12 protein-coding genes are annotated in these 12,961 nt (G+C 71.6%); 8 read left to right on the plus strand and 4 right to left on the minus strand.

The genetic code is table 11. The annotated features are described in order from the left end of the window. Positions 1–196 precede the first annotated feature (196 nt). Entirely contained in the window at positions 197–2,176 is a 1,980-nt protein-coding gene (locus tag ACLJQF_RS00855) for an SDR family oxidoreductase (RefSeq protein WP_410606246.1), read from the minus strand. A 123-nt stretch (positions 2,177–2,299) separates the two neighbouring features. Then, on the minus strand, positions 2,300–2,500 hold the full coding sequence (locus tag ACLJQF_RS00860) for a hypothetical protein (protein WP_410606247.1): 201 nt from the start codon (positions 2,498–2,500) through the stop codon (positions 2,300–2,302). 206 nt (positions 2,501–2,706) lie between these two features. Between ACLJQF_RS00860 and ACLJQF_RS00865 the strand changes: the two genes are divergently transcribed. Further along, positions 2,707–3,930, plus strand: a complete 1,224-nt coding sequence (locus tag ACLJQF_RS00865; protein ID WP_410606248.1) for an NAD(P)/FAD-dependent oxidoreductase — start codon at positions 2,707–2,709, stop codon at positions 3,928–3,930. Here ACLJQF_RS00865 and ACLJQF_RS00870 read toward each other — a convergent pair. Next, positions 3,923–4,642, minus strand: coding sequence for a MerR family transcriptional regulator (locus tag ACLJQF_RS00870; protein WP_410606249.1), 720 nt, complete (start codon positions 4,640–4,642; stop codon positions 3,923–3,925). The two genes, ACLJQF_RS00865 and ACLJQF_RS00870, sit on opposite strands and share 8 nt — an antisense overlap. Positions 4,643–4,696: 54 nt before the next feature. Here ACLJQF_RS00870 and ACLJQF_RS00875 point away from each other — a divergent pair, with 54 nt between their 5' ends. Next, positions 4,697–4,963 carry a hypothetical protein gene (locus ACLJQF_RS00875; protein ID WP_410606250.1) on the plus strand — a complete coding sequence of 89 codons (267 nt, stop codon included), beginning with the start codon at positions 4,697–4,699 and terminating at the stop codon, positions 4,961–4,963. Positions 4,964–4,977: 14 nt separating this feature from the next. Here the strand turns inward: ACLJQF_RS00875 and ACLJQF_RS00880 are convergent, their stop codons facing one another. Next, entirely contained in the window at positions 4,978–6,198 is a 1,221-nt protein-coding gene (locus tag ACLJQF_RS00880) for a multidrug effflux MFS transporter (RefSeq protein ID WP_410606251.1), read from the minus strand. A 207-nt stretch (positions 6,199–6,405) separates the two neighbouring features. Here ACLJQF_RS00880 and ACLJQF_RS00885 point away from each other — a divergent pair, with 207 nt between their 5' ends. From ACLJQF_RS00885 to ACLJQF_RS00910, 6 genes are read left to right on the plus strand one after another with little or no spacing between them, the layout of a single operon-like run. Then, positions 6,406–7,257: a fumarylacetoacetate hydrolase family protein gene (locus ACLJQF_RS00885; RefSeq protein ID WP_410606252.1), complete on the plus strand. Its 852-nt coding sequence runs from the start codon at positions 6,406–6,408 to the stop codon at positions 7,255–7,257. 2 nt (positions 7,258–7,259) lie between these two features. Then, positions 7,260–8,564 carry an enolase C-terminal domain-like protein gene (locus ACLJQF_RS00890; RefSeq protein ID WP_410606253.1) on the plus strand — a complete coding sequence of 435 codons (1,305 nt, stop codon included), beginning with the start codon at positions 7,260–7,262 and terminating at the stop codon, positions 8,562–8,564. Next, on the plus strand, positions 8,557–9,303 hold the full coding sequence (locus tag ACLJQF_RS00895; protein WP_410606254.1) for an SDR family NAD(P)-dependent oxidoreductase: 747 nt from the start codon (positions 8,557–8,559) through the stop codon (positions 9,301–9,303). The genes ACLJQF_RS00890 and ACLJQF_RS00895 overlap by 8 nt, the downstream gene beginning before the upstream one ends. 36 nt (positions 9,304–9,339) lie before the next feature. Then, a complete protein-coding gene (locus tag ACLJQF_RS00900; RefSeq protein ID WP_410606255.1) occupies positions 9,340–10,383 on the plus strand; it encodes a sugar ABC transporter substrate-binding protein in 1,044 nt (347 codons plus the stop codon). Next, the gene (locus ACLJQF_RS00905) at positions 10,380–11,903 is read left to right on the plus strand and encodes a sugar ABC transporter ATP-binding protein (RefSeq protein WP_410606256.1); all 1,524 of its coding nucleotides are present in this window, start codon (positions 10,380–10,382) and stop codon (positions 11,901–11,903) included. Before ACLJQF_RS00900 ends, ACLJQF_RS00905 begins: the two co-directional genes overlap by 4 nt. Beyond that, positions 11,900–12,913: an ABC transporter permease gene (locus tag ACLJQF_RS00910; RefSeq protein WP_410606257.1), complete on the plus strand. Its 1,014-nt coding sequence runs from the start codon at positions 11,900–11,902 to the stop codon at positions 12,911–12,913. The genes ACLJQF_RS00905 and ACLJQF_RS00910 overlap by 4 nt, the downstream gene beginning before the upstream one ends. The last annotated feature ends 48 nt before the right edge of the window (positions 12,914–12,961 follow it).

The following is a 12,961-nucleotide window of genomic DNA, read 5'->3' on the forward strand; positions in this document are numbered from 1 at the left end:
ACGTCACCCGAGGGTGCGCCGCGCGGTGCCGATCACCGCCGTCTTGTCGTTCACGGCGCTGCGTTGCCCGGTGCTGAATACGCTGAATGCCGGCATTTCGAACTCCCCAGTTTAGGCCCGCACGGGTGTACGGGACTCGCGCGAGGGTAGAAGTACCCTCGCGTGTCTGCCACCGTTTCGGCGGAATTCGCGGGAATCAGGCACGACGGCGCCAGATAAGCCGGGTCACCGTCGCCGCGACCGACGCCGGCGCGGACCGGTGGGGAAGGCCGCGCGCTTCGGGCGCGGACTCCGGCATCGCCCGGTAGGCGAGGTGCGCGGCGAACCGGGCGAGCCGGGGCGCGGCCAGCGTCGCCAGTTCGGCGGCGCGCCCTTCGGGGAGGCTGAGGATTTCCGGCCGCTCTTCGCACGCCCTGACCACCAGCGCCGCGGCGCGTTCCGGGCTGCTGGACGGGATCCCGCGGTAGCCGGTCGGCGCGATCATCGGCGTTCGCACCAGCGGCATCCGCACCGACGTGAACGTGACGCCGTCCGAGAGCGTCTCGCGCCCGGCCGTCAGCCCGAACTCCTCCAGCGCCGCCTTCGAAGCCAGGTAGGCCGAGAAGCGCGGGGTGTCGGTCTGCAGGCCCTGGGTCGTCACGTTGACGACGTGGCCGAACCGGCGCGCGGCCATCGACGGCAGGAAGCCGAGGATCAGCCGCACCGGCCCGAAGTAGTTGATCGCCGTCGTGCGCTCGAAGTCGTGGAACCGCTGCGTGGACAGCGCGACCGAACGCCGGATCGACCGGCCGGCGTTGTTCACCAGCACGTCCACCGCGCCGTGGTCGCCGAGCACGTCCTTGACGAGCGCGTCGACCGCGTCGCCGTCGGTGAGGTCGCACGGGTACGCCGCGGCGGTGCCGCCGGCCGCGAGGATCTCCGCCCGCACCTCTTCGAGTTCGGAAGCGCGGCGGGCCACGAGGATCACCTTCGCGCCCTTGCGCGCCACGGCGAGCGCCGACGCACGCCCGATCCCGGACGACGCGCCGGTGATCAGCACCGTGCGCCCGGCGAGGCCGTGGGTGCGGCGCGCGCGGTCGGGGTCGAGGTGGGCCTGCCAGTACCGGTGGAGCGGCGCCGCGTAGTCGCGCAGCTCCGGGAGTTCGATGCCGCTGCCGAACAACGCGGTCGTGGTGCGCGCGGTGTCGAAGACGACGTCCATGGTCAGGTGCGGCAGCACGGCCAGCGGAATGCCGAGCTCTTCGAGAACCGCCGCGCGGGCGCCCCGGCCGCCGGGCAGCCGATCGATGCCGGCCGCGGCCGCGTGCGCCAGGCGGCCGCCCGCACGCCGCAGTGCGCCCGACGGCCCGGCGGGCAGCACGGCCCGGATCACCGGCCCGCCGGCGGCGCGCGCGAAGGCGTTGTAGACGGAGTCGAGCGACTGCGGGCGCGCGGCGGCGAGGTGGTAGGTCGTCCCCGAAGGCGCGTCCCGGTGCATCAGGTGTTCCATCGCCTCGACGACGTAGTCGACCGGCACCAGGTTCGTCGCGCCCAGATCGGGCGCGGCCAGGGGGAGTCGTCCGGGCAGGGCGGCCAGCCGCGAGATGGCCGGCAGGAAGTAGTAGGGCCCGTCGACCTTGTCCATCTCGCCGGTGCGCGAGTCGCCGACGACGGCCGAGGGCCGGTAGACGCGGAAGGGCAGCGACTGCTCGCGGACGAGCTTTTCGGCCTGGAACTTCGTCGCGTGGTACGGCGAGCCGAAGCGCTGGCCGAGGTCGAAGTCGGCCTCGGTGAACCGCCCGGCGTGGTCGCCGGCGACGGCGATCGACGACACGTGGTGCACCATCCCGGCCCGCGCCGCGGCGGCGAAGGCCAGCAGGTGGCGGGTGCCCTCGACGTTGGCGCGCCGGTTGGCCTCCTCGCCGGCGGTCAGGTCGTAGATCGCGCCGAGGTGGACGACGTGGTCGAGGTGGGGCAGCCCGGCGGGATCGGCGCCGAGCCGGGGTTCGGCGAGGTCGCCGAGCACCGGGTGCAGCTTGTCCGCGCCCGGCCAGTCGCGCGCCAGGCCGGCCAGGCGCTCGCGGGAGGTCTCCCGCACCAGCGCGTACACCGCGGACGTCTCGGGCCGCCGGAGCAGCCGCGCGACCAGGCGTTTCCCGATGAATCCCGTCGCGCCCGTCACGAAGTAGGTCGTCATGGCCGGTCCCTTCAGTCGGGACGGACTCTAACCTACTGATAAGTAGGAACGATAGTTGTCAGTGTCATCCGGGGTCGGACCCCGGACCCCGCCGAAGGGGCTGCGCCCCCTCGGAACCCCCGATCAGGTTTCGTTTTCGTCCGCCGTCGCCACGACGGCGTCCCGCAGAGCGGCCCGCAGCCGTCCGACGTCGAGCGGCCCGAGCACTGCCGCCTCTCCCGGCGGCGCGACCAGCACCACCTTGTCGTTGCTGACGAATACCGTCACGTCCCTGCGCCGGCCGGCCAGATCCCGGCAGCCGATCGACCACTCGCCCCGACTCATGGTCGCTGCCTCACTTCCTTGTCGTGGTCGTGCTCCGTGCGAGGGTGGGAGCGGACCCCGGCGGTGCTATGACGCGTGTTCACCCGATCTGCCTACTCGCGGGTTTTGTCTTGCGCTTCGCGGGTTTTCGGCGTAGTTCCCGGGGTCGTGCCGTAGCCGGTTCGGGAGTAGCGTCCGGTTCAGCAGCCGTCTTGCGGGAGGTATGGATGTCGGAACCGCGGAAGATCGTCATCGTCGGTGCGGGCCTCGGTGGGGCGTCCGCGGCGGCCGCGGTGCGCGAACGCGGTTACAGCGGCGAAATCCTGCTGCTGGGCTCGGATCCGCACCGCCCGTACGAGCTGCCGCCGCTGTCGAAGGGCGTGCTGCTGGGCAACGCCGACGAACCCGACTGGGTGCACGAAGAGAAGTTCTACGCCGAGAAGGACATCAGCTTCAGGGCCGGCGTCACCGCGACCCGGATCGAGCTCGGCGCGCGGCAGGTCCTCGACGACGCGGACGGCGCATACCCCTACGACCGGCTGGTGCTGGCGACCGGCTCACGGCCGCGTCGGCTGCCCGTCCCCGGCGGCGACCTGCCGGGGCTGTACACGCTGCGCACCCTCGACGACGCGCTCAAGCTGCGCTCGGCGTTCGCGGCGGCGGAGCGCGTGGTGATCGTCGGCGCCGGCTGGATCGGCTCGGAGGCGGCCGCGGCGGCCCGGACGCACAACGCGGAGGTGACGGTCGTCGACCCGGTCCCGGTGCCCCTGGCGAACGTGGTCGGCGAGACGGTCGGCGGAGTGTTCCGGGACCTGCACGTCTCGAACGGCGTGCACTACCGCCTGGGCGAGCAGGTCGCGGAGATCACCGGCGGCCCGGACGGCGTCCGCGGCGTCCGCCTCGGCAACGGCGAAGAACTGACGGCGGACGTGGTCCTGATCGCGGTCGGCGCGGCCCCGCGGGTGGAGCTGGCCCACGCGGCCGGCTTGGAACTCTCCGACGACGGCGGCATCGCCGTGGACGCGGGCCTGCGCACGGCGGCGCCCGACGTCTACGCGGTGGGCGACATCGCGGCCCACTTCCACCCGCGGTTCGGCCGCCGCGTCCGCGTGGAGCACTGGGCGAACGCGAAGGACCAGGGCACGCACGTGGCGCAGAACCTGCTGGGGGAGAACGAACCCTTCCTGGCCTCGCCGTACTTCTTCACCGACCAGTACGACCTGGGCTGCGAGTACCGCGGCCTGGCGGACCCGGCCTCGGACGATTTGGTGATCCGCGGCGACCTGGCCGCCCGCGAGTTCACGGCGTTCTGGCTGCGCGAGGGCGAAGTGGCGGCGGCGATGAACGTGAACATGTGGGACGACGGAGACGCGTTGGGGGCGCTGGTCGACGGCCGCGCGAAGGTGACGGCGGAGCAGCTGAAGACGGCGGACCTGGCGTCGCTCACTTGAGCCGGTCTCGCAGCAAGGTGTCGAGCCGTCGCCAGGCCGGGGACGACGCGTTCACCGCACCCTGCACCAGCGCCGGGATCGCCGATCCCTGTTCGTACGCAGGCAGTTCCGGGCCGTAGCGCGCCCGGGTGGCGGCGGCGATCTCCCCGGCCAGTGCGTCGACGCGCGGGTCGTGCGGATCGAGGTCGTGCACCCGGTCGTACTCGAGGACCAGTGAGAGCAGCGCCGGATCGGCCACCATCGCCTCCTGGTCGCGGAAGTTCCTCAGCGCCGTCTCCGGGTGGGTGGCGAACACCAGGGTCCAGAGGTCGTGCTGCAGCGCCACCCAGCGCTCGCTGAACCCGAGGCCCGGCAGCCGGCCGAGGTAGGCCACCACCGCGTCCGGCAGGGGAGACAACCGGCCGGAAGCCAGCTGGTGCAGCCGCGAGCGGGTGGCCTGCAAGCCGGCGATCCGCGCGGCGAGGTCGTCGTCGATCTGCCGCAGTGCCGCCGCGAGCCCGTCGCCGGAGCGGAGCTCGCGGATGCGGGCCAGCGGGACGCCGGCCTCGGCGAGCGTGCGGACCTTGATCAGCTCGACCGCGTCGGAGGCGCGGTAGCGGCGGTAGCCGGACGCGTCGCGGTCCGGCTCGGGGAGCAGGCCTTTCGCGTGGTAGACGCGGATGGTCTTGGTCGTCACCCCGACGTACCCGGCGAGCTGTCCGATGGTGAGCACCCGGCCATCTTCGCACTTGACCTTGCCCCTGGGGCAAGGTTGCATGCTGGTCGCATGACCGACCACGAGACCCTGCGCGCGCTGGCCGACGAGGGCAACGAAACCGCCCTGGACCGGCTCGCCGACCTCGCCGACGCCCGTGGGGACGTCGAAGAGCTGAGCGAGCTGCTGGACGAGGGCTGCGACCGGGCCGGGGCACTGCTCACCCGCCGCGCGGTGGCCGCGAAGGACCTCCTGGAGCTGCAGCGCATCGCCGACGCCGGCCACGAGCCTGCCGCCGACGAGCTGGAACGCCTCCTGTCCGCCCCTCGTGAGTGGTAATTAGGGTTCTAACCCTAATTACCACTCACGAGGGCGGGTGTCGGACGCGTGAGAGTCAGGTAGGCCACCAGCGCCAGCGCGGCGAACCCCGCCATGGTCACGCCCATCGGCACCGCCGTCCCCGAGCCGCCCAGGCCGACCAGCGGCGTCGCCGCCGCGCCCACCACGAACTGCAGGACGCCGAGCAACGCCGAAGCCGCCCCGGCCGAGCGCGCGTGCGAAGCCAGCGCCAGCGAAGTCGCGTTCGGCATCACCAAGCCGATGCTCGACACCAGCAGGAACAGCGACACCAGGAGCAGCGCCAGCGGCGCCCGGAAGAGCACCGAAGCCAGCACGAAGGCGCCACCGGCCACGCCGAGCAGCAGCCCGGACCGCAGCAGTGCCCGCTCGGACACCCGGCCCACCAGCCGCCCGTTGAGCTGGCCGGCCAGGACGATTCCGACGCCGTTCGCGCCGAACACCACGCTGTACGCCTGCGGGCTGAGCCCGTACACGCCCTGCAGCGCGAACGACGAGCCCGAGATGTAGGCGAACATCGACGCGAACAGCAGGCCCGACGCCAGGGCGTATCCCGCGAACGAACGGTCCAGTGCCAGCCGCCCGTAGGTGCGCATCACCTGGCCGAGCCGCAGCGGAGACCGGGAAGCGGACGGTTCCGGCAGGAAGAACACCACCACGGCCAGCAGCAGTGCGCCGAACGCCGTCAGCACGACGAACACCCCGCGCCACGACGTCCAGTTCAGCAGTTGCCCGCCGATCAGCGGCGCCAGGATCGGTGCCAGCCCGCTGACCAGCATCAAGGTCGAGAAGAACTTCGTCATCGCGGTGCCCTCGAACAGGTCCCGGACCGTGGCGCGCGCGATCACGATGCCCGCCGCGGCGCCGAGGGACTGCACGAACCGGGCCGCGACCAGCAGGAGTGCGTCCGGGCTCACCGCGCACAGCACCGAGCCGGCGACGTACAGCACGAGCCCGGCGAGCAGCGGGCCCCGGCGGCCCACCGCGTCCGACAGGGGCCCGAGCACCAGCTGGCCCAGGGCCAGCCCGGCGATGAACGCGCTGAGCGTCAGCTGCACCGTGCTGTCCGCCGCGTGCAGGTCGGTCGCCATCCGCGGCAACGCGGGCAGGTACATGTCGATCGACAGGGGTCCGAACGCCGTGAGGCCGCCGAGGACGAGGACGAACTTCAGCTGCGCCCGCCGGCTCGGCGCGGTACGTTCCGCCGTGATGGTCATGCGCGTCCTTTCGTCCCCTCGTCGGGGAGCAGCGGGGAGAGCCTCGGTGCTATTCCGGCTGTGAGCGGTGACACCCCGTGGTCACCCGGCCATTAACCCACACTGATCCGATCAATTTTGCGACCGATTCGGCGATTGCTCTGGATCGGCGGTCTCGACTGCGATATACATCGGATGTCTGGTCGGTGTGGGTGAAGGGAAACATCCGTGCAGCTTGTGCGTCTCGGGGAGCCGGGAAGTGAGCGTCCGTTCGTGCGGGCCGGCGACGGCACGACCTACGAACTGGGCGGCCTCACCGCCGACATCGACGGTGGCTTCCTCGCCGCGGACGGGATCGCGCGCGCCGCCGCGGCGCTCGCCGCCGGTGAGCTGCCGGCCGCTTCGGAGACCGGCCTGCGCGTCGGCGCGCCGATCGCCCAGCCCGGCAAGGTCGTCTGCATCGGCATGAACTACCGCCGCCACGCGGAGGAGACCGGCGCGACGCCGCCCACCGAGCCCGTCGTCTTCATGAAGGCACCGGACGTCGTGGTCGGGCCCGGTGACGACGTCCTCATCCCGCGCGGGTCGGTCAGCACCGACTGGGAGGTCGAGCTCGGCGTCGTCATCGGCAAGACCGCCCGCTACCTCGAGAGCGTCGACGAGGCCCTGGAGTACGTCGCCGGTTACGTCGTTTCGAACGACGTTTCCGAGCGCGAGCTGCAGTTCCGCGCCGGTCAGTGGGACAAGGGCAAGTCCTGCGAGAACTTCAACCCGCTCGGCCCGGCGCTGATCCCGGCGAGCGAGGTGCCCGACCCGCAGGACCTCGGCCTGCGGCTGTGGATCAACGGCGAGAAGAAGCAGGACTCGTCCACCAAGGACATGATCTTCAGCGTCGCCGAAATCGTCCACCACCTCAGCCAGGTGATGGTGCTGCGGCCGGGCGACCTGATCAACACCGGCACCCCCGAAGGCGTTGCGCTCGGGCAGCCCGACCCGAAGCCGTACCTGCGCGACGGCGACGTGATCGAGCTCGAGATCGACGGCCTCGGGCGGCAGCGCCAGACCGCGAGGCAGGCCTGACCATGGCGAAGATCATCGGCATGGAGGTCCTCGACGTCCGGTTCCCGACGTCGAAGGAGCTCGACGGCTCGGACGCGATGAACCCCGACCCGGACTACTCCGCCGCCTACGTCGTGCTGCACGCCGACGGCGGCCCGGACGGCTACGGCCTCGCGTTCACCATCGGCCGCGGCAACGACGTCCAGGCCGCCGCGATCCGCGCGCTCGCCCCGCACGTGGTCGGCCGCGACGTCCCGGAGGACGCGGCGGCGCTCGGCGACCTGTCCCGCACGCTCGTCGGCGACTCGCAGTTCCGCTGGCTGGGCCCGGAAAAGGGCGTCGCACACATGGCCGTCGGGGCGGTGGTCAACGCCGCGTGGGATCTGGCCGCGCGCCGCGCCGGGCTGCCGGTCTGGCAGTTCGCCGCGCGGATGACACCCGAAGAGCTCGTCTCCCTGGTCGACTTCCGGTACCTCTCCGACGCGCTCACCGAGGCCGAGGCCCTGGACATCCTCCGTCGCGCGGAACCCGGGCGAGCCGAACGCACGAAGCAGCTGGAGGCGAAGGGTTACCGCGGCTACAGCACGTCACCCGGCTGGCTCGGGTACGCCGACGCGAAGCTCGTCCGGCTGGCCGAGCAGGCCGTCGCCGACGGCTTCGAGATGATCAAGCTCAAGGTCGGCGGCAACCTCGAGGACGACGTCCGCCGGATGAAGCTCGCCCGCGAGACCGTCGGCCCGGACATCCGGATCGCCGTCGACGCCAACCAGCGCTGGGACGTCTCCGCCGCGATCGACTGGATGACCGAACTCGCGCCGTACGACCCGTACTGGATCGAGGAACCGACCTCCCCGGACGACGTCCTCGGCCACGCGGCGATCGCGAAAGCCCTTGCGCCCATCAAGGTCGCCACCGGCGAGCACGTCCAGAACCGCGTGGTCTTCAAGCAGCTGCTGCAGGCGGACGCCATTTCGGTGCTGCAGCTGGACGCCGCCCGCGTGGGCGGCTTCAACGAGAACCTGGCGATCCTGCTGCTGGCCACCAAGTTCGGCGTCCCGGTGTGTCCGCACGCCGGCGGCGTCGGGCTCTGCGAGCTCGTCCGGCACCTCTCGATGTTCGACTTCGTGGCGGTGTCCGGCACCGACACCGACCGCACCATCGAGTGGGTCGACCACCTGCACGAGCACTTCACCGACCCGGCCGTCGTCGAGCGCGGCCGGTACCTCGCCCCGACCGCCCCCGGGTTCTCCGCGCGCATGCACGACGCCACGCTGCGCCGGTTCCGGTTCCCGGACGGTCCCGAGTGGACGGAGACCGCACGTGAGTGAATTCGAGGGCCTGGTGGCCGCCGTCACCGGAGGCGCCTCGGGCATCGGCAAGGCCGCCGCGGACCTGCTGGCCGAACGCGGCGCGCAGGTGGCGGTCCTGGATCTGAAGCCGGGCGACGACGGCATCCGCTGCGACGTCTCCTCCGATGCCGAAGTCCGCGCGGCCATCGACGCCGTCGTGGAGCGCTTCGGGCGTCTCGACATCCTCGTCAACAACGCCGGCATCGGCGCGCAGGGCGACGTCACCGCCAACGGCGACGACGAATGGCACCGCGTGTTCGACGTCAACGTCGTCGGCATGGTCCGGCTCGCCCGCGCCGCGGTGCCGCACCTCAGGAACTCGCCGTCCGCGGCGATCGTCAACACCTGCTCCATCGCGGCCTGGGCCGGCCTGCCCAACCGCGCGCTCTACTCGGCCAGCAAGGGCGCGGTGCTCTCGCTGACCCTGGCCATGGCGACCGACCACCTGCCCGATGAGATCCGCGTCAACTGCGTGTGCCCGGGCACGGCGGACACCCCGTGGGTGGGCCGGCTCCTCGACGCCGCCGAAGACCCGGCGGCCGAACGCGCGGCCCTCGCGGCCCGCCAGCCGATGGGCCGGCTGGTCACCGCCGGCGAGGTCGCGAACGCCATCGTGTACCTCGCCAGCCCCCTTTCCGCCTCGACCACCGGCACCGCCCTCGCGGTCGACGGCGGCATGTACGGCCTGCGTCCTCGCGGACCCGTGAACCACGACTAGAAGACTTGATTTCCCGCCGTCATCAAGGAGGATGCTGTGCGCACGAAGGTGATCAAGGTGGCGGCCGTCGCCGCCTGCGGCCTGGTACTGGCCGCCTGCGGGTCCACCAAGGACAACGCCGCGGCACCCGCGGCGGGTGGTGGCAATCCCGGCGGCAAGGTCGGCGCGACGCTGCCCCTGCTGACCTCGCCGTTCTGGCAGGCCTACAACAACTACGTCCCGAAGATGGCCAAGGAAGAGGGCGTCGACGTCCTCCCGACGGTCAACGCCGACAGCGACCCCGCGAAGCTGATCACCGACATCGGCACCTTCCTCAACCAGGGCGTCAAGGGCCTGGTCGTGACGCCGCTGGACTCGGCGGCCATCGTCGCCGGGCTCAAGCAGGCGGAGAACAAGGGCGTGCCGGTGGTCGCGGTCGACGTCGCCCCCGAAAGCGGCAAGGTCGCCATGGTGGTGCGGGCCGACAACAAGGCCTACGGCACCAAGGCCTGCGAAGCGATCGGCGAGAAGGTCAAGTCCGGCAAGGTCGTGCAGATCATGGGCGACCTGGCCTCGGTCAACGGCCGCGACCGCTCGGAAGCCTTCCGCGACTGCATGAAGCAGAAGTACCCGGGCATCCAGGTGCTGGAGATCCCGGCCGAGTGGAAGGCCGACAAGGCGTCCTCCGGTCTGGACAGCATGCTGACCGCGAACCCGGACATCAAGGGCGTCTACATGCAGGCCGGCGGCGTCTACCTGGCCCCGACCGAGCAGGCCCTCAAGCGCAAGAACCTGTTCTTCCCGGTCGGGGACCCGAAGCACATCGTGCTCGTCTCCAACGACGGCATCCCGCAGGAGCTGGCCGCGATCCGGGCCGGCGAGCTGGACGCCACCGTGTCCCAGCCGGCCGACGCGTACGCGAAGTACGGCCTGTACTGGCTGAAGAAGGCCATGGCGGGCGAGACGTTCAAGGCCGGGCCGACCGACCACGGCAGCACCATCGTCGAAATCAGCCCCGGCATCCTCGAGGACCAGCTGCCCGCGCCCGTCATCACCAAGGACAACGTGGACGACAAGGCCCTCTGGGGGAACAACCTGTGACCGCGCTGCCCGCCGGCGAATCCGCCGTCCCGGTGGTCAGCGCTGTAGGTGTCGGAAAGCGCTACGGCCCGACCGTGGCGCTGCACGACGTCAGCCTCACCGTGCACCCCGGCGAGTCGCACGCGCTCGTCGGCCGCAACGGGGCCGGCAAGTCGACGCTCGTCTCCATCCTCACCGGCCTGTCCGCCACGGACACCGGGCACGTCGAGTTCGGCGGCGAGCCGGCCCCTGCACTGTCCAAACAGGACGAGTGGAAGGCGCGCGTCGCCTGCGTGTACCAGCACGCGATGGTCGTCCCGCAGCTCACGGTCGCCGAGAACCTGTTCCTCAACCGGCAGGCGGGCGACGGGTTCTCGATCGGCTGGAAGTCGCTGCGGCGCAAGGCCCGCGAGCTGCTCGACTCGTGGGACGTGCACGTCGACGTCGACACCTCGGCCGGGGACCTCTCGGTCGAGGACCGGCAGTTCGTCGAGATCGCCCGCGCGCTGTCCTACGGCGCCCGGTTCATCGTCCTCGACGAGCCGACCGCGCAGCTGGACAGCCAGGCCATCGAGCGGCTCTTCGAGCGGATGCGCCAGATGCAGGCGGGCGGGGTGACGTTCCTGTTCATCTCGCACCACCTGCACGAGGTGTACGAGGTCTGCCAGGCGGTGACCGTGCTGCGCGACGCGAAGCACGTCCTCACCGCGCCGGTGTCCGAGGTCGGCCGCGCCCTACTGGTCGACGCGATGACCGGCGAGCCGGGCGGCCTGTCGGTGCGCGACGCCGCTTCCCGCGAGGCGCTCGACGACGATGCCGCGGAGATCCTCGCGGTCGACGGGCTCTCCGGCGACGGCTTCCGGGACGTCTCGTTCCGGCTCCGCCGCGGCGAGGTCGTCGGGCTCGCGGGCAGCAACGCCAGCGGCAAGCACCAGGTCGCCGAGACCGTCTACGGCCTGCGGACGCCGTCCGCCGGCACGATCCGCGTCGACGGCTCGCCGCTGCGCCCCGGGGACATCCCGGCGGCGCTGCGGGCCGGGATCGGGTGCGTGCCGCGCGACCGGCACCACGAAGGCCTGGTCCTGGAGCACTCGATCGCGGACAACGCGACGATGTCCATTTTGGACAAGCTGGGCCGCGGCGGGATCGCGTCGCCGCGCACCCGGTTCGCGAGGGCGTCGCAGGCCCTCGCCGACTACGACATCGTGGCCGCGAGCGCCGAGCAGCCGGTGGCGGACCTGTCCGGCGGCAACCAGCAGAAAGTCGTGCTGGCCCGGGCCTTGATCGGCGATCCGCGGGTCGTGGTGCTGATCAACCCCACCGCCGGCGTGGACGTGAAGTCGAAGGAGGCGCTGCTCGCGGTCGTCGACCGGGTGCGCGCCGAGGGCAAGGCGGTGCTGATCGTCAGCGACGAGCTCGACGACCTGCGCCTGAGCGACCGGGTCCTGGTGCTGCGCGCCGGGGCCGTCGTCGCCGAACACCAGGCCGGGTGGTCCGACGGCGACCTCGTGGCCGACATCGAAGGAGTCGTGCTTTCGTGACCGACGTGATGACCTCTCCCCAGACGGAGCTGCCGGCCCCACCTCGGCGCCGGAAAGCCGGCTGGCTGCGTGAACTCGCGCTCCTGCCCGCGCTGGTCGTGGTGTTCCTCATCGGCGGCCTGGTCGACGACACCTTCGTCGGCTGGAGCAACATCGTCAGCATCCTGACCGCGTCGGCCGCGCTGTCGCTGGTCGTGCTCGGCGAGTCGCTGGTGCTGATCACCGGGAAGTTCGACCTGTCGCTCGAATCGACGATGGGCCTGGCACCCGCGCTCGGCGCGATGGTCGTGATCCCGGCGGCGTCGGCGGGCTTCGGCATGGAGCTGCCTGCCGCGGCCGGGCTGCTGGTGATCCCGCTGTGCGGCGCGCTGGTCGGGTTCGTCAACGGCTTCCTGATCGTGAAGCTGAAGCTGAACGCCTTCATCGTCACCCTGGCCATGCTCACCGTGCTCCGCGGCGTGCAGGTCGGCTCGACCAAGGGCAAGACGCTGTTCAACCTGCCGGACTCGTTCACCGACCTGGCGACGACGACGTTCCTCGGCCTGCCGATGTCGGTGTGGCTGGCGGCGCTGCTGTTCGCGGTCGCCGGCTGGGTGCTGCGCTACCACCGCGTCGGCCGCGCGCTGTACGCGATCGGCGGCAACCGCGAAGCCGCGCGGGCGGCGGGCGTGCGCGTCGACCGGATCGCGTGGGCGGTGTTCGTCGTCGCCGGGATCCTGGCCGCGATCGGCGGGCTCGCGTACACCGGTTACGTCGGGGCCCTGGGCGCGAACCAGGGTTCCGGGATGATCCTGCAGGTCTTCGCGGCGGCCGTGATCGGCGGCGTCTCGCTCGACGGCGGCAAGGGCACGCTCGTCGGCGCTCTCACCGGCGTCCTGCTGCTGTCGTCGGTGTCGAGCCTGCTCAACTACGCGCACGTCACGGCGGAGTGGCAGGGGGCGATCTACGGCGCCATCATCCTGGTGGCCCTGATCATCGCCCGGTACGCCGGTGGGAAGCCACAGACCTGACCCCGGTCGCGTGAAGATCCGACGTTCCGAGTCTGCCGCGGCTGTCGT

It is taken from the genome of Amycolatopsis sp. lyj-109 (assembly GCF_046548995.1).
Taxonomy (GTDB): domain Bacteria; phylum Actinomycetota; class Actinomycetes; order Mycobacteriales; family Pseudonocardiaceae; genus Amycolatopsis.

Excerpts from the sequence above, each read along its gene's own strand:
- ACLJQF_RS00860 (WP_410606247.1), bottom strand. The coding sequence starts at position 2,500 with ATGAGTCGGGGCGAGTGGTCGATCGGCTGCCGGGATCTGGCCGGCCGG.
- ACLJQF_RS00880 (WP_410606251.1), bottom strand. The coding sequence starts at position 6,198 with ATGACCATCACGGCGGAACGTACCGCGCCGAGCCGGCGGGCGCAGCTG.
- ACLJQF_RS00865 (WP_410606248.1), top strand. The coding sequence starts at position 2,707 with ATGTCGGAACCGCGGAAGATCGTCATCGTCGGTGCGGGCCTCGGTGGG.
- ACLJQF_RS00855 (WP_410606246.1), bottom strand. The coding sequence starts at position 2,176 with ATGACGACCTACTTCGTGACGGGCGCGACGGGATTCATCGGGAAACGC.
- ACLJQF_RS00890 (WP_410606253.1), top strand. The coding sequence starts at position 7,260 with ATGGCGAAGATCATCGGCATGGAGGTCCTCGACGTCCGGTTCCCGACG.
- ACLJQF_RS00875 (WP_410606250.1), top strand. The coding sequence starts at position 4,697 with ATGACCGACCACGAGACCCTGCGCGCGCTGGCCGACGAGGGCAACGAA.